Annotated in this window: 15 protein-coding genes; 8 read left to right on the forward strand and 7 right to left on the reverse strand. The window is 71.1% G+C overall.

The window, feature by feature from the left end; all coding sequences use genetic code 11:
• The first annotated feature begins 7 nt into the window (after positions 1–7).
• Positions 8–1,132: a YihY/virulence factor BrkB family protein gene (locus OG737_RS24545; RefSeq protein ID WP_328928304.1), complete on the forward strand. Its 1,125-nt coding sequence runs from the start codon at positions 8–10 to the stop codon at positions 1,130–1,132.
• A 92-nt stretch (positions 1,133–1,224) separates the two neighbouring features.
• On the opposite strand, the gene OG737_RS24550 is transcribed toward OG737_RS24545, so the two are convergent.
• Together OG737_RS24550 and OG737_RS24555 are read right to left on the reverse strand one after the other, a co-directional pair.
• Positions 1,225–1,635, reverse strand: a complete 411-nt coding sequence (locus OG737_RS24550; RefSeq protein ID WP_405921973.1) for a VOC family protein — start codon at positions 1,633–1,635, stop codon at positions 1,225–1,227.
• A gap of 24 nt (positions 1,636–1,659) precedes the next feature.
• The gene (locus OG737_RS24555; protein ID WP_328928306.1) at positions 1,660–2,055 is read right to left on the reverse strand and encodes an LPXTG cell wall anchor domain-containing protein; all 396 of its coding nucleotides are present in this window, start codon (positions 2,053–2,055) and stop codon (positions 1,660–1,662) included.
• Between the two features lie 176 nt (positions 2,056–2,231).
• Here OG737_RS24555 and OG737_RS24560 point away from each other — a divergent pair, with 176 nt between their 5' ends.
• Genes OG737_RS24560 through OG737_RS24570 form a run of 3 tightly spaced genes read left to right on the forward strand, consistent with a single transcriptional unit; the run spans position 2,232 to position 5,019 of the window.
• Complete coding sequence (locus OG737_RS24560) at positions 2,232–3,506, forward strand: histidine kinase (RefSeq protein ID WP_405921974.1); 1,275 nt, start codon at positions 2,232–2,234, stop codon at positions 3,504–3,506.
• Complete coding sequence (locus OG737_RS24565) at positions 3,494–4,150, forward strand: response regulator transcription factor (protein ID WP_328928308.1); 657 nt, start codon at positions 3,494–3,496, stop codon at positions 4,148–4,150. Before OG737_RS24560 ends, OG737_RS24565 begins: the two co-directional genes overlap by 13 nt.
• Complete coding sequence (locus OG737_RS24570; protein ID WP_328928309.1) at positions 4,147–5,019, forward strand: hypothetical protein; 873 nt, start codon at positions 4,147–4,149, stop codon at positions 5,017–5,019. The genes OG737_RS24565 and OG737_RS24570 overlap by 4 nt, the downstream gene beginning before the upstream one ends.
• A gap of 284 nt (positions 5,020–5,303) precedes the next feature.
• On the opposite strand, the gene OG737_RS24575 is transcribed toward OG737_RS24570, so the two are convergent.
• Positions 5,304–6,671 carry a YncE family protein gene (locus OG737_RS24575; RefSeq protein WP_328928310.1) on the reverse strand — a complete coding sequence of 456 codons (1,368 nt, stop codon included), beginning with the start codon at positions 6,669–6,671 and terminating at the stop codon, positions 5,304–5,306.
• 520 nt (positions 6,672–7,191) lie between these two features.
• Here OG737_RS24575 and rsgA point away from each other — a divergent pair.
• A complete protein-coding gene (gene rsgA / locus OG737_RS24580) occupies positions 7,192–8,307 on the forward strand; it encodes a ribosome small subunit-dependent GTPase A (protein ID WP_328928311.1) in 1,116 nt (371 codons plus the stop codon).
• A gap of 81 nt (positions 8,308–8,388) precedes the next feature.
• Here the strand turns inward: rsgA and OG737_RS24585 are convergent, their stop codons facing one another.
• Positions 8,389–9,771: a hypothetical protein gene (locus OG737_RS24585; RefSeq protein WP_328928312.1), complete on the reverse strand. Its 1,383-nt coding sequence runs from the start codon at positions 9,769–9,771 to the stop codon at positions 8,389–8,391.
• A gap of 177 nt (positions 9,772–9,948) precedes the next feature.
• Between OG737_RS24585 and OG737_RS24590 the strand changes: the two genes are divergently transcribed.
• A complete protein-coding gene (locus OG737_RS24590) occupies positions 9,949–10,146 on the forward strand; it encodes a hypothetical protein (RefSeq protein ID WP_328928313.1) in 198 nt (65 codons plus the stop codon).
• 90 nt (positions 10,147–10,236) lie between these two features.
• On the opposite strand, the gene OG737_RS24595 is transcribed toward OG737_RS24590, so the two are convergent.
• The 3 genes from OG737_RS24595 to OG737_RS24605 are packed head-to-tail and all read right to left on the reverse strand — an operon-like array spanning position 10,237 to position 12,151.
• Positions 10,237–10,608, reverse strand: a complete 372-nt coding sequence (locus tag OG737_RS24595) for a PPOX class F420-dependent oxidoreductase (RefSeq protein WP_405921975.1) — start codon at positions 10,606–10,608, stop codon at positions 10,237–10,239.
• A gap of 55 nt (positions 10,609–10,663) precedes the next feature.
• Complete coding sequence (locus OG737_RS24600) at positions 10,664–11,149, reverse strand: DUF456 domain-containing protein (protein WP_328928315.1); 486 nt, start codon at positions 11,147–11,149, stop codon at positions 10,664–10,666.
• 24 nt (positions 11,150–11,173) lie between these two features.
• Positions 11,174–12,151: a helix-turn-helix domain-containing protein gene (locus OG737_RS24605; protein ID WP_328928316.1), complete on the reverse strand. Its 978-nt coding sequence runs from the start codon at positions 12,149–12,151 to the stop codon at positions 11,174–11,176.
• 460 nt (positions 12,152–12,611) lie between these two features.
• On the opposite strand from OG737_RS24605, the gene OG737_RS24610 reads away from it, so the two are divergent.
• On the forward strand, positions 12,612–14,105 hold the full coding sequence (locus OG737_RS24610) for a protein phosphatase 2C domain-containing protein (protein WP_328928318.1): 1,494 nt from the start codon (positions 12,612–12,614) through the stop codon (positions 14,103–14,105).
• 85 nt (positions 14,106–14,190) lie between these two features.
• Entirely contained in the window at positions 14,191–15,933 is a 1,743-nt protein-coding gene (locus tag OG737_RS24615) for a pyruvate dehydrogenase (RefSeq protein ID WP_328928319.1), read from the forward strand.
• The last annotated feature ends 212 nt before the right edge of the window (positions 15,934–16,145 follow it).

The raw sequence follows: 16,145 nt of genomic DNA on the forward strand, positions 1-16,145 counted from the left end.
TAAGGACGTGCAGCCAGCAAAAGAAACACCCCAGCGGATCCTCGGACGCCATGGACGGCTCCACCGGGCCCGCGCCCTCTACCGCAACGTCTCGAAGCGGAAGATGGGCTGGCTGCTGCTGAAGGACACCGTCAACTCGTGCATCGAGTACCGGATCCTCGGGCTCGCCGCCGAGGCGGCCTTCTTCACGCTGCTCTCGCTGCCCCCGCTCTTCCTCGGCCTGCTCGGCCTCCTCGGCTACGTGGACGGCTGGACGGACACCCGCACCGTCGAGAGCATCGAGGAGAACATCCTGCGGGCGGTCGGCACCGTCCTGTCCGACCGGGGCGTCAACGACATCGCCAGACCGCTGCTCGACGACGTCACCGGACGCGGCCGTCCCGACCTCATCTCGCTCGGCTTCGCCTTCGCCCTGTGGTCGGGCTCGCGCGCCGTCAACGTCTTCATCGACACCATCACCGTGATGTACGGGCTCGACGGACAGCGAGGCATCGTCAAGACCAGGCTGCTGGCCTTCCTGCTGTACGTCATCGCGCTGCTGATCGGCGCGATCGTGCTGCCGCTGATGGTGGTCGGACCCGACGCGGTGGTCCGGCTGGTGCCCTGGGGCACCGAGGTGATCGCCATCCTGTACTGGCCGACGGTGACCCTGCTGTCGATCGCCTTCCTGACGACGCTCTACCACGTGTCGGTACCGGTGCGCTCGCCCTGGATCGAGGACGTGCCGGGCGCGCTGGTCGCCCTGGCCATGTGGGTGCTCGGCTCGTTCCTGCTGCGGATCTACCTGACCAACACCGTGGAGGGGCCGACGATCTACGGATCACTGGCGGCGCCGGTGGCGGTGCTGCTGTGGATCGGCATCTCGGCCTTCGCGGTCCTCGTCGGCGCGGCCGTCAACGCGGCGATCGACCGGGTCTGGCCCTCGGTGGCCACGGCGGCGGCGCGCGAGGCGAACGAGCGGGCGCGCGAGGCGCAGGCCGCCGAACTGATCGCACGGGCCGCGGCCTGGCGGGCGATGGCGGAGGGCGAGTCGGAGGACGACGAGGACGAGGGGATGCCGTCCGAGTTCCCGGAGCGGTGGTCGAAGTTCCTGCCGCCGGAGGACTACTCGTCGCGGCTGCGCAAGCACTGACGGCCCTCCCGCACGGCGGGGTGCGGGAGGAGCTGCGGCCCCGGGTGCGCCCGGGGCCGTACGCGGAGCCCGGGGCCGTACGCGGAGACGGTCTACGCCGCGGGCTCCGACGGGGCGAAGAGCGAGACCTCGCAGCCGTCCGGGTCGAGGACCACGGCGTAGCGCTGGCCCCAGAAGGCGTCCCAGGGCTTCAGATGCCCGGTGTACCCCGCATCGGTCAGCTCGGCGTACACCGCGTCCACCCCGGCGGGGGAGTCGCACAGGAAGGCGAGCCCCGCGCGGCTGTCGCCGGAGGGCCGGGTCCAGGACGGGTTGAAGGAGCGGATGGTCGCCTCCGTGTCCCACCCGATCCGCAGCCCCCCGGGCAGGGCGGCTTCGACGTGCGGCTGGTCATCGGCGCCGGCCGGGATGTCCAGCCCGAGGCGCCGGTAGAAGGCGAGCGAGGCGGCCATGTCGGAGACGACCAGGCCGATCATGTCGAGTCGTGGAGTCAGTCGAGTCATACGCGCAGGCTAGGCCCTCAGCCCTCAGCCCTGCCGCCGAACGGCCACTGCCGCGCACGCCAGCGCGAGGGGCAGCTCGGCGCCCGCCGCGAGCAGCAGCGCGATGCCCTGCTGGCCGGTCCCGAGCGAGGTGGTGACGTCGAACCAGGCGTCCATCGCCAGCAGCGCGGCGGTCGCCGCCGCCACCGCCGACGCCCGGGGATCCCCCCGCCGCAGCAGCACGCCGGTCCCGGTCAGCCCGGCGGCCAGCATCACGTCCAGGCCGATCCACGCGGTGGCCCAGTTCGGGACCTCGGCCGTCTGCGGCAGGGTCTTCGCCAGCACCAGCATCCACGGCACCAGCGCCACCCCCGCTCCGGTGAACAGGGCGGCCGTACGAGGGGTGCGCCAGGCGCGGGCCTGCGGGGCGACAAGTGCCATGGCGGCGGGTCTCCTTCCGGCCCGGCGGTCCGTCCCCCGGGCACACCACCACCCTCGTCGGCCGGGCCGCGGAGATCACTCACACCACTGTCCGAAGCCGGGGTGGTGCCAGGTACACCCCCGGGCGGGCACCAGCGTGATGGCATGCTCCTGACCAGGACGATTACCGTACGGACATGGCAACTCCCGGCGCGCCGACGCGTACCTACACCTGGATCGCGGCGCACGCGCCGTGGTCGGCGTGGGCCCGGCGCAACACGACCTTCACGGTGGCCGCGATCCCGCCGGCCCTGCCCGCCCTCCTCGGCCTCACGTACGCGGCCCTCGCGCCCGGCCGGAGCCCCGTCCCGCTGCTCCTGGTACTGGTCCTCTGCCCGCTGCTCACCACGCTCCAGCGCAGCCGCTTCTGGGCGCTGCTCGGCCTCGACGTGCCGGAGGTCGTGCGGGAGCGGAGCTGGTGGACCCCGCGCGGGCTGGCCGAACGACTGCGCTCGGAGGCCACCTGGCGGCAGTACGGCTACCACCTCCTGGTCAGCCCGATCGCCGCCGCCGCCGGGGCGCTGGTGGTCCTCGCCTGGGTCTGCGGCGCGGCCGGCGCGTGCGTCTACGCCTGGTGCTGGATCCTGCCGGCGGACACCCGTACCCCCGGCTGGACCGGCGACTACGACGTCGTCACCGTGGCCGGCGTCCTGCTGCTGCTCTCCGCGCCCTGGGCGGCCGCCCTCGTGGCCCGCCTGGACGCATCCGCGGCGGCCGCCCTCCTCGGCCCGAACCGGTCCCGGGAACTGGAGCGGCGGGTCGAGGACCTCGCGGAGAGCCGGGCCGGCGTCCTGGACGCGGCCGACCTCGAACGCCGCCGCATCGAGCGGGACTTGCACGACGGCGCCCAGCAGCGGCTGGTCGCCCTCGCCATGAACCTGGGCATCGCCCGCGCCACCCTCACCGACCTGCCGCCCGAGGCGAAGGCCGTCATCGACGAGGCCCACCGCGAGGCGAAGGAGGCCATCGAGGAGCTCAGCAGCCTGGTGCGGGGCCTGCATCCGGCCGTGCTGGAGGACCGCGGGCTCGACGCGGCGCTCTCCGGGATCGCCGCCCGCGCCCCCTTCCATGTCGAACTGACCGTGGACATCGGGACCCGGCCGGGCGCAACCATCGAGGCCGTCGCCTACTTCGTGGTCTCCGAGACCCTGGCCAACGTGGCCAAGCACGCCCGGGCCGACCGGTGTTCGGTCCGGGTCGTACGCGACCCCGCGCCGGGCGGGGCCGGCCGCCGGGAGGACCTGCTGCGCGTCACCGTCACCGACGACGGGGTGGGCGGAGCCGACCCGGCGGGCGGCACCGGCCTGGTCGGCCTGCGCAAACGCGTAGGGTCGGTCGACGGAACCATCATGATCGACAGCCCCCTCGGGGGCCCGACCGTCATCACCGTGGAGCTGCCGTGCGCGCTGTGATCGCCGAGGACTCCGTCCTGCTGCGCATAGGACTCGTCAAAGTCCTCGAAATGGCCGGATTCGAGGTGGCCGCCGAGACCGGCGACGCCGAGGGTCTGCTCGCCGCCGTCGACGAACACCGCCCGGACCTCGCGCTCGTCGACGTACGGATGCCACCCGGCTTCACCGACGAGGGAGTCCGGGCCGCCCTGATGATCCGCCGACAGAGCCCCGGTACCGCCGTGCTGCTGCTCTCCCAGTACGTGGAGGAGCGGTACGCCGCCGACCTGCTGGCCGCCCAGAGCGGCTCCGGCATCGGCTACCTGCTCAAGCAACGGGTCGCGGACGTCGAGGAGTTCATCGACGCGCTGCGGCGCGTGGCCTCCGGCGGCACGGCGCTCGACCCGCAGGTCGTCGCCCAGCTCCTGCTGCGCCGGGGCGGCGGACCGGACCCGCTGGAGCGCCTCACCCCGCGCGAGCGCGAGGTGCTGGCCCTGATGGCGGAGGGCCGCTCCAACGCCGGGATCGCGGCCGAACTCGTCGTGAGCGAGAGCGCGGTGGCCAAGCACATCAACAACATCTTCGCCAAGCTCGACCTGCCCCCGGCCGACGGCGACCACCGCCGGGTCCTCGCGGTCCTGCGCTTCCTGGACGGTACGCCGTGACCGCGGCTCGGACCTCGGCTCCGGCTCCGGGCTCGGCTCCCGGTCCTGCCCCTGCTCCCGTCCCGGCTCCGTCGCCGGACCGGCCCGGGCAGCGGTTCGCGTGGACCGTCGCCGCGCTGCTCAGCGCGTTGCTCGTCGTCGCGCCGGTCACCTGGCAGGCATGGTCGTACGGGAGCGCACAGAGCCGCGTCCTGCAGGGCGGCAGCGGCGGCCGCCCGGTGACCGCCCTGGAGATCGTGGGCGGTGACTCCGACGTCACCGTCACCCCCCGCGGGGACCGGGAGGTCGGCTACCGCGCCGAGGTCAGCTGGTCGCTCAAGGCGCCCACCATCGAGGAGAGCTGGCTCGGCGGCAACCTGCGGCTGACCCCGCAGTGCCCCGGCGCGGGCTCCTGGGGGAGCGGCTCCGGCTGCACGGTCCGGCTGCGGGTGACCGTGCCCGTGGACATCCCGGTGAAGGTGACGGCCGGCGGCGGCCGGGTCTCCCTCAGCGGCCTGGGCGGCGACGTCGACGCGCGGGCCGACTCCGGCCAGGTCGACATCAGCGGGCTGCGGGGCGAGCTGCGCGCGGAGATCGGCTCGGGGCACCTGCGGGCCGCCGGGCTCACCTCGGCCCGGGCCGACATCCGGGTCGGCTCCGGCAGCGCCGACACCTCCTTCATCGCCCCGCCCGACCGGGTGACCGCCCGCGTCGGCTCCGGCCACACGGCCCTCACCGTGCCCCCGGCCACCCGCTTCCGGGTCCGCTGCGAGGCGGAAGCGGGCCGGTGCGAGGTGCCGGACGCCCTGCGCGACCCCGGCTCGCCCCGCACGCTGGACATCGAGGCGGGTTCGGGCCACGCCGCGGCCCTGTACCCGGACGGGCCGTAGTGCTCCGTGCGGGTCGCGGATAAAGAACTGGTGTGCGCGTGAGGGCTTCTCTCCCGCAGGCTCTTTCGCTTTCGCTTTCGCTCTCGCACGCGCTCAGCCCTTCGGCTGGGACGACGCCTGGGCGGCCGAGTTCACCCCGCACGCCGAGCCGGTCTGTCACCTGCTTCGGCAGGAGCACGACTCCAGCCCCCGCGAACACACTTCGATGTCCGCGCCGGTGAACGAGAGGTCGGCGCCACGCAGTTCGGCGAGCTCCCCCGTGGCGCGCGTCCCTTCTCGCGCGGTCAGGGGCGGCAGTGCTGCCGGGGCGGATCACCCTTGACGTGGGTGGGGTCGGTGGCGGTGTGGGTATGGGGATCGCCACCTCCGGTTACGGTCACGGAGTTCGTGACCTGCTTCGGGGCGGTGCAGGAAATCCTGGCCTGCAGCATGATCGGCGGGTAGTGCCTTCCGGCGGCGAGGACGCCGTTACGGCTACAGGTCAGCGTGGCGAGGGTGCACTGCCAGCCGGGGCCGCCGATGCGGGTGGCAAGGAGGCCGGCGGGGAGGGTGTCGTGCACGGTGACGGTGCTTCCGTCGGTCGGGCCGGCCCCCGAGGCATTGCCCACGGAGATTCGGTACGTACCGATGGCGCCCCGGGTGAACTTTCCGGGGTGCCTCTTGGTGATCGTGAGGCTGGGCCCACGGGCCGCCGCCGGGCCGAATGCGATGCCGTACGGTGCGCTGCCGACACTGATGGCGGAGGTGATCGTGTTGCTGGCGGTGTCGATCACCGACACGGTGGAGTCGCTGAAGTCGCCGACATAGGCCTGCGAGCCGTCAGCGTTGACGGCCACGAGCCCTGGTCCGGTGAAGCCCGTGATGGTGGCGGTGACGGTGTTGCTGGCGGTGGCGATCACGGACACGCTGGAGTCGATGAAGTTGGTGATGTAGACGTGTGAGCCGTCGGGGGTGACTGCCGCGCCAAAGGGATCAGCGCCGACCGGGATGGTCGTGGTGACCGTGTTGCCGCTGGTGTCGATCACCGAGACCGTGCTGTCAGCGGAGTTGGTGACGTAGACGCGTGCGCCGTCCGGGGTGATCGCCGCCCAGTCCGGGGACCTGCCGACCGGGATGGTGGCGGTGACGGTGTTGGTGCTGGTGTCGATCACTGTGACGGTGTTGCCGCCGTTGTTGACGACGTAGGCGCGGGAGCCGTTCGGGGTGATCGCGACGCTGACATCGTTGCCGCCGGCCGGGACGGTGGCGATGACGGTGTTGCTCGCGGTGTCGATCACCGCCACTGCGGCATCCCCGCTGTCGGCGACGTACAGATGGGAACCGTCAGGGGTGATCGCCAGGCCGACGGGACCGTTGCCGACCGGAATGGTGGTGGTGACGGTGTTGGTGCTGGTGTCGATCACCGAGACATTGTTGTCGCTGTAGTTGGCGACGTAGGCGCGTGTGCCGTTCGGGGTGACCGCCACACCGGCCGGGTGGCTGCCGACCGGGATGGTGGCCGTGACGGACTGGGTGACCGCGTTGATGACCGAGACCGTTGCGGACCCGAAGTTGGCGACGTAGGCGTTCTGTTGCGGAGCGGACGCGGCGGACGCCGGTGACGAGGCTGCGACCGGCAGCAGGGCGCCGGCCACCATGGCCAAAGACGCCACCCACGCCCGTGCCGAACGTGTGCATCGGGCCCACAGGAGCCCGCTCTCGCGGAATTCCGTAGAGGGCCGCGGTCTTCCTCCCCTGCCTCTGAGCCTGAACACCGGTGCCTCCATATCAGCAGCGAGTCCGATCACGGACAGTGATCATCGACTGCACTATGTCACTGGCCACATCGCCGGACGGCTTCGACACAGTTGAGTTACCTATATGGCCGATCGGTCAGGCGACAGCGCCGGCTGCCGGGGTCGTGCAGGAGTCCCCGAATTTAATCGGTGGTGCCGTGCCCCGGGGTGGGGCTAAGGTTCTACTCGTTCCAAGGTGCGGCTGTGTGTCGTTGCCGAGGCGCGGTGTTGGTTCGTTGAGAAGAAGCAGGAGGTGAGGACATTGATGACTGTCATGGCGACGGGCGCTGCCCGCATTCAGGAGTTCATCGTTTCCACCCCTGTGGTCTCCGGCTGACACCCACTCGACTTACGCGCGCAGAGCGCGCCGCCGGGGCCGCCCTTCGAAGGGTTCCCCTTGTTCAACGCTTCGCTCAACACGTCTTCCACTTCTGATGCTCAGCACGTCCTCGCCGCCTACGGCTGGGATGGGGGCTGGGAAGCGGAGTTCGCTCCGTACGCCGCGCAGGGTCTGGTCCCCGGCCGGGTCGTACGCGTCGACCGCGGTCAGTGCGACGTCATGACCGAGGACGGCATCGTCCGCGCCGACACCGCCTTCGTCACCCCGCACGACCCGCTCCGGGTCATCTGCACCGGGGACTGGGCGGCGGTGGAGGCGGCCGGCAACCCGCGCTACGTGAAGGCGTACCTGCCGCGCCGGACCGCCTTCGTACGCTCCACCTCCTCGCAGCGGTCCGAGGGGCAGATCCTCGCCGCCAACGTCGACCACGCGATCATCGCGGTCTCCCTCGCCGTCGAACTGGACCTCGGGCGCATCGAGCGCTTCCTGGCCCTGGCGTGGGAGTCGGGAGCCCAGCCGCTGGTCGTCCTCACCAAGGCGGACCTCGTCCCGGACCCGGCCACGCTCGGCCACCTGGTCCAGGACGTGGAGACCACCGCGCCGGGGGTCCAGGTCCTCACCGTCTCCTCCCTCACCGGGGAGGGCACGGACGTCCTCTCCGCCGTCGTCGCGGACGGCACCAGTGTGCTGCTCGGCATCTCGGGCGCCGGCAAGTCCACGCTGGCCAACGCGCTGCTCGGCACCGAGGTCATGGAGGTCCAGGAGACCCGCGAGGTCGACGGCAAGGGCCGCCACACCACGACGACGCGCAACCTGCTCGCCCTGCCGGGCGGCGGCGTCCTGATCGACACGCCGGGGCTGCGCGGCGTCGGGCTCTGGGACGCCGAGGCCGGGGTCGGACAGGTCTTCTCGGAGATCGAGGAGTACGCGGCACGGTGCCGCTTCCACGACTGCGCCCACGAGGCGGAGCCGGGGTGCGCGGTGCTGGCCGCGGTGGCCTCGGGCGAGCTGGCCGAGCGCCGCCTGGACAGCTACCGCAAGCTGTTGAGGGAGAACCAGCGGATCGTGGCGAAGACGGACGCCAGGGTTCGCTCGGAGATCCGTCGTGACTGGCGCCTCAAGTCGGCGGAGGGCCGCTCCAATTACGCGGCGAAGCGCGGCGGCCGGGTCTGACCCCTGGCGGGGCTCGTCGGGGTCCTGGGCGCGGGCCGGTCTGCCGCTGTGCGGCACCCGCCCGTGCCTGGGCCCCGGGGTCTAGCGATTGTTCTGAGCCTTCTCCTGGAGTTCCACGAAGGGTGCCTGTGCCATTGAGCCGCGCACTCTCGCGAGACCGTACCGATTGATAGTCGCTTTGTTCGCGTAGACGTTGCCGAGGTTAAGGGAAGTTCTTTTTTCCCCCGGCGGCGTCACATCCACATGGATATATGTCGAGCCATCCGTGTTCCGTGCCCACCACAGTGATACACACTGTCGGCCTCTGGTCACGTTGAGGAGCTCATTGCTGTTCGAGATCACGGATTGATATCTGAACTCTGCGCCCGGCGGTCCCTTGGGGAAGTCATGGCCACTCGCCTTGAGATCCTTTACTTTTGCCTTGGAGCGCTCATAATTGGCGCTCATTGTCATCCTGTCTTTCCTGATAACGTAAAGTTCGGTCTGCGCGCTGACTGCTTCGTAGTTGGCCGTGCCGGGATTGTGGATCTCGATGACCGCATCCTGTGCAAGTTCTTCTCCCGGATTCAATGCCCGCCCTGGCGGTATGACGAACTCCCTGGAGTCGATCTGATTGTATTTGGAATTGCCCTTGGGGAGCAGGCCCTTGATCCAGAAAATGCTGCCGAGGATATAGACGGGAACCTGTCCAGAGTTCTTTGCGTAAAGATGAACCGGCAGGTACATCGTCTTCTTTTCCTTGTCCAGGCTTGGTGTTCTGAATTCGGCTCCACTCTGCACCAGCGGAGATGTCACGTAGGGGACATAGAATTGTGAATACGTTAGGTTGGTGGCTGCGAGGAGAGCGGGAATGAGTGCCCCGATCGCGATGCGCCCGGGATTGCGAATGCCCTCCCATGCCCGGCTGCGGACGAGTATCCACAGAGCCCACGAAGACCAGAGCGTGAGGGTCACCCAAAGCGGCAGGTAAAGGTTGTATACGTGGCCGCTGATCTCCACTATGAGGAGAACCGAGCTTATGCCTAGGGAGATCAGGGCTCCGAACAGAACGATTACCCCTGAGTACTTCATCTGCCGCTTACGCCAATAGTCGAGAGTGGCCAGTGCGGCAATCACTTCGATCAGGGCCAGGACGAGGAAGGTGAATCCTGCGATTCGTCCACCGTAAGTGAGGGCATCCAGGGTGTCCGCTATGCCGATCTTGGCGAGCACGCATGCAGTCATGAGGAGGCCGACTGCCATGACGGTGCCGATGATTCGCCGGGGCCACGGGCGATCCGGCCAGACAGTGCTGTCTCCGCCGATCCATTGGATGTCGTGTCCGAACGCCACACCAGCACGTATCAGGAGTCGTTGCAGCTCTCTGGGAGACCACACTCTGCCTGCGGACTTACCGTCGATGATGACTTTCCGCAAGCCGAGCTCATCCGGTGCCCCTACGGATATCACGGGCGTGTTGGCCATGGCACCAGCCTGCCGCTTGTGCCGGTTGCCCGCCCCTCGGAGGCGCACCTCGGGTGCGCCATCCGTGTCATGGCAGGGGTGCGCCTGTCACCCGATTGGGCTAACAGGGTGAGCGCCTTGACGTGATGCGGGGTGAACCTGGGCATGACGAATCACTCGTCCTGACGGGAGCTCCCCATGCGTAGACGACTTCTCGGGTTCGCCGCTGCCGTGATAATGGCCGCTCTTGGAACCATGGGCTCCGTCGCACAGGCTGCCGTGCCGGGTGTCGACGAGCCAACGTGTACGAAGACCGGCGGAAAGGTGCAGTACGACTCCGATACCGGCCTGTGGATCTGTGTCGGCGGCAAGTACGACGACGAACCCATCAACTGACACGGCCGGTCCTGCGACCCCTCAAAGACCCCGGCGGGGCTGGAACGTCCAACCCCGCCGGGGTTTTTGAGGCAGGGGCCCTCCCGCCGGTCAGAGGCCCCACGCGTGGACGTGGTCCGGGTGGATGCGGATGACCTCCGGGCCGAAGTGGGGGCCCAGGGTGTGCGGGCCCACTTCGAGCGTGGCGTGGCCGCGGATCTCGATGCCGCGCACCAGCCACGGGCGGGTGCTCACCAGGTCGTCCACGACCAGCGCCAGCCGCGGGTTCCGCTGGAGGTTGCGCCACTTCTTCGTCGTGCCCATCGCCATCCCGCCCACCAGGATCGTCCCGTCCTCCTGGGGGAAGAAGCCCACCGGGTTCGCCTGCGGCTGCCCGGTCGCGTCCACCGTGGCCAGGCGGCCCAGGCGCTGGGAGCGGAGGTACGTCAGTTCCGCCTCGCTGAAACCCTCGAAGTCCTTCATGCCGGAAGCCTCGCAGAGGCCGTGGCCACCCGCATCGGGCCGCGGTCCTAGGCCCTCAGACCCCCACCACCACCGCGCCCAGCCACGCCCCCACCACCATCAGGCACGCGAACAGCTCCACCAGCACGCTCGTGCCCACCGCGCGCATCACCGCCCGTACCGACGCCCACGCCTCGCCGTGCGTCCCGAGGCGGAGCCGCTCGCAGAGGTAGATGCCGCCCACGAAACCCGGGACCGCCCCCACCACCGGGATCAGCACGAAGCCCAGGACCGCGCCGGCCCCCGCGTACACCGCCATCCGGCGGCTCACCGCCACCCCCCGAAGCCGGCGCGGCGGGAGCAGCCACTTCACCACCTGCACCACCAGCAGCAGGGCCGTCGCCGCGACCAGCAGGGACCAGGCCGGCGCCGACCGTTCGTGCAGCGCCCACCACATGACACCCGCCCACACCAGCCAGGTGCCCGGCACGCCGGGGACCAGCACCCCGACCAGCCCGAGCAGCAGCACCAGCCCCACCAGGAGCAGCTGCGGCGGATCCATCTGCTCAGCGTGACCGATCAGCGGCTATCGGGCCACCCAGCCCCGCTCGTACGCGTGCCAGCCCAGCTGGAGCCGTGTCGTGACCCCGGACAGCTCCATCAGCCCCTTCACCCGCCGCTGTACCGTCCGCAGACCCAGCTCCAGGTGCTTGGCCACGCTCGCGTCCGTCATTCCCGCCAGCAGCAGGGTCAGGATCTCCAGGTCCGTGGCGTCCGGCCCGCCGCCGGACTCCTCCGGCGAGCCCGACGCGCCCAGCCGTAGCGGCAGCGACTCCCGCCACACCGCCTCGAACAGGCCCGTCAACGACTCCAGCAGCCCCGACGCGTGCACCACCAGCGCCGCGGGCTCCGCCCCGCGCGCCGTCAGCGAGACCATGGCGAGCGTCCGGTCCGCGATCACCAGCTTCGTCGGGACCTCCCCCGTCACCCGGACCCGCTCGCCCCGGGCCAGCGCCGTCGACGCCTCCCGGATGCCGCTCGGCGTGCTCAGCACCTCCCGCTCGATGACCACCCGGTAGTCGACACCGCGTACGGAGGCCCGGTCCTCCGCCTCGTTGCCCGTGCCCGTCACCACCTGGGGCCGGCCGGTGACCAGCGCGCAGACCTCCTCCACCGCGCCCAGCTGGAGCTGGTGGAAGCGGTGTGCCACCGCGCTCGCGCCCTGCACCACCTCCACCAGATCGTGCACCGCCGGCTCGGCCGCCTCGGCCCGGAACTCCTCGGCAAGCAGCGCCGCCGCCAGCTCCGCCTGCTCCAGCTCGTGCCGCTGCTGGGTGAGCAGCGCGCCGAGGGCGACTCCAGGCGGGGCCGCCACCCAGCGTCCCGGCCGGGCGGAGGACCGCGCCGCGAGCCCCTGCCGTTCCAGGTGCCGCAGCGCCCGTTCGGTCTGCGGCTCCGGCAGGGTCAGCCGGTGCGCGAGGTCGGGCACCTCCGCCGCCCCCAGCGCCACCAGCGCCCGGTACGCCGACTCCTGGCCCTCGTCCAGGCCTATCGCACCCAGCAACCCGTCCACCCACCTCTCAGCACACGCCGCCTGGCGGGAAGCGGCCACGGCGCAAACCCGCCGCGGACATCATCGCCGCACCTCCCGCCACTCTGCCAAGGTGACGCCACCGCAGCACCAACATCCGCTGGCCATAAGCCACTTACATGGCAGCTTTGCCGTGCAATGCAGCAGTTGGCCGGAATTCACCTGGGGAGAGCGATGCGCCCGATATCGCGTACGGCACTCGGGGCGGCCACCGCGGTCGTGGACCACGCCGGAGCCGCGGGCAAGCCGGTCTCGCTGAAGGTCGAACTGACCGACGCGAACGGCACATCCGTGACCCAGACGGTCGCGCGGGCGTACGACGTCCGCCAGTCGTTACGGGTTATGAGGAAGGGGTCCACCGGGCGGCGGCCCGATGGACCCCTTTTCGCGCATTCGGCGTTTTCCGTCCGTCCGGGAGGCCGAGAATGGGGACATGAGTCAGCAGGGCGCGGGCGCGGACGACTGGTGGCAGAAGCTCTACGAGGACCCGGACGCGGTCCCGGAAGCCGACCCGGGGGACACCCTGGACAACCGCTTCCGTTCGGCGTCGGTCCTGACGACGGACCCGGGGCAGGCACCGGCACCGGCACCGGGTCCGGCGGAGCCGGGACCCGAGGCGGTGCCCGCGCGGCCGCCGGAGCCTCCGCCGTCGGCCCCACCCGCCCCTCCTGCCGCTGAGCCGCTGCTCCCGGGACCCCGCCGCTCCCCGCCCCCGCCCCCGCCGGGCTGGCCGCCCGCGGACCCCCCGGCCCCGCCGGTCCCGCCGCCGAGCCCGGCTCCGCCGACGGCGTCCGGGGTACCGGGGCCGCGGCCGGCTCCGGATCAGCAGTCACCCGTACCGCCCGTACCGCCCGCGCCCCCGCGGGATCCGCGCGCCGGGGGTGTCACCGGATACGCCCTCGGGGACGTGGACGTACCGCCGGTGGCGCCGTCCGGGCTCCCGGCCAGGCACCGGGACGCCCCACAGCCCGCACCCGCTTCCGTACCCGCACCGGGTCCGGCGGAGCCGGAGCGGCGGCCCGAGGTGCGTCACCTCGGCGACCGGGCCCCCACGTACGCCGCCGAGCCCGGCGCGCTCCCGCCCGCCGACCCCGCCGCCCTCAGCGGCGTCGGCGGGCTGACCCCCGACACCGTCCTGGAGGGCGCCCGCTACGGCACGTACACCCTGCGCGCCGCCTCCCTGCGCGGGGACTCCGCCCGCTTCCGCGGCGAGGCCCGCCGGGACTTCCTGCTCACCGCCCGGTTCGGCGGCGGCGACGACGCCCTGGTCCTGGTGGCCCTCGCCGGCGGCGACCGGGCCGCCCCCGGAGCCGCCGAGGCCGCCGCCGAGCTCTGCCGCACCATCGCCGCCGCCGTCGGGCGCAGCCAGGATCGGCTGGCCGACGACATCCGGGCCGGGCGCCGCGACGCCCTGCGTTCCGGCCTCCAGCGCCTCACGGACCGGGGGTACGGGCGGCTGCGGGCCCGCGCCGCCGAGCTGGGGCTCGCCGAGGAGGCGTACACCGCCGGAGTGCGCGGACTGCTGCTCCCGGTGGACCCCGAGTGCCGGACCCGCGTGTGCTTCGGCTCCGGCCCGGGCGGGCTGTTCCGGCTCCGGTCCGGTGTCTGGCAGGACCTGGAACCGGCGGCCGGCCCTCCCGGCGACCCGGCCGGGACCACCGGGACCCGAGAGGGGCCCGAGGACACCGAACCCGTCGACGGCGGCTTCCGGTTCCGCGCCTCCGTGGCCCGCCCCGGCGACATCCTGCTGCTGTGCTCCGGCGGCCTGGCCGAGCCGATGCGGGAGGAGGGGCTCCTCACGGCCGAACTCGCCGCGCGCTGGGCCGACCCGCAGCCGCCCGGTCTCGCCGCCTTCCTCGCGGACACCCAGCTCCGCGTCAAGGGCTACGCCGACGACCGCACGGCCGCCGCCGTCTGGGAGGCGTAACCGGCGCATACATGGCTGGATGGGAGGCACACGCAACGGAGAAGCGGACGGGACCGGTCCGCAGACCGGGAAGGGTGCCTCCCCCATGGCCAAGCAGAACGTGGCGCAGCAACTCGTCGACATCCTCGTGCGTGCCGGCGTGCGCAGGATGTACGGGGTCGTCGGCGACAGCCTCAACCCCGTGGTGGACGCGATCCGCCGGTCGGGTGACATCGACTGGATCCAGGTCCGCCACGAGGAGACGGCGGCCTTCGCGGCCGGCGCGGAGGCGCAGATCACCGGTCGGCTCGCGGCCTGCGCGGGCTCCTGCGGCCCGGGGAACCTGCACCTGATCAACGGCCTGTACGACGCCCACCGCTCGATGGCCCCGGTGCTCGCGCTCGCCTCCCACATCCCCTCCTCGGAGATCGGCCTCGGCTACTTCCAGGAGACCCATCCCGACCGGCTGTTCACCGAGTGCAGCCACTACAGCGAGCTGATCTCCAACCCCCGGCAGATGCCCCGCGTGCTGCAGACCGCCATCCAGCACGCCATCGGCCGCAGCGGCGTCGGCGTGGTCGCGCTGCCCGGGGACATCGCCGCCGAGCCCGCGCCCGAGAAGACGGTGGAGCACGCCCTCGTCACCGCCCGGCCCTCGGTACGCCCAGGCGACGGCGAGATCGAGAAGCTGGTCCGCCTCGTCGACGAGGCGGACAAGGTCACCCTCTTCTGCGGAAGCGGCACCGCCGGAGCGCACGCCGAGGTGATGGAGTTCGCCGGCCGGGTCAAGGCACCCATCGGGCACGCCCTGCGCGGCAAGGAGTGGATCCAGTACGACAACCCGTACGACGTCGGCATGAGCGGGCTCCTCGGCTACGGCGCGGCCTACGAGGCGACCCACGAGTGCGATCTGCTGATCCTGCTCGGCACGGACTTCCCGTACAACGCCTTCCTCCCCGACGACGTGAAGATCGTCCAGGTGGACATCCGTCCCGAACACCTCGGCCGCCGTTCACAGTTGGACCTGGCGGTCTGGGGAGACGTACGGGAGACCCTGCGCGCCCTGAACACCCGCGTGAAGGTCAAGACGGACCGCCGCTTCCTGGACCGGATGCTGAAGAAGCACGCGGATGCGCTGGAGGGCGTGGTCAAGGCCTACACGCGCAAGGTGGAGAAGCACACGCCCATCCATCCTGAGTACGTGGCCTCGGTGCTGGACGAACTCGCCGACGACGACGCCGTGTTCACCGTCGACACCGGCATGTGCAATGTGTGGGCCGCGCGCTATCTTTCCCCGAACGGTAAGCGGCGCATCATCGGCTCCTTCAGTCACGGCTCGATGGCCAACGCCCTCCCGCAGGCCATCGGCGCACAGTTCACCGACCGGAACCGTCAAGTGGTGTCGCTGTCGGGTGACGGCGGTTTCTCGATGCTGATGGGAGATTTCCTCACCCTGGTGCAGTACGACCTGCCCGTCAAAGTGCTCCTCTTCAACAACTCATCCCTCGGTATGGTCGAGTTGGAAATGCTGGTTTCCGGCCTGCCCTCCTACGGGACGACGAACAAGAACCCCGACTTCGCCGCGATCGCCCGCGCGGCGGGCGCCTACGGGGTCCGCGTGGAGAAGCCCAAGCAGCTCACAGGGGCTTTGAAGGACGCCTTCAAGCACCGGGGGCCCGCTCTGGTGGATGTGGTGACCGACCCCAACGCCCTGTCGATTCCGCCGAGGATCAGCGCCGAGATGGTGACCGGATTCGCACTTTCCGCCAGCAAGATCGTGCTGGACGGCGGAGTGGGCCGGATGATCCAGATGGCTCGATCCAACCTCCGCAACGTACCGCGCCCATGAGCCCGCAGGAGTGCGAAACCGCCCGGGGGGCATGCATCCCGTAGACCTGTTCGAGAGCAGTGGACACGGGAGGGACATCGCCGTGCGGGTGGGGGCGAAGACGGGGAAGCCGTGGAGGAGGGGCCGGCCTGTACCGCGCGAACCGTCGGTCGAGGACGGGGGAGCGGTGGACGGGGGGGAGATCACCCGCAGCGTGCGCCGGGCGGATCTGA

The sequence above is a fragment of the Streptomyces sp. NBC_00122 genome (assembly GCF_045160845.1).
Lineage (GTDB): Bacteria > Actinomycetota > Actinomycetes > Streptomycetales > Streptomycetaceae > Streptomyces.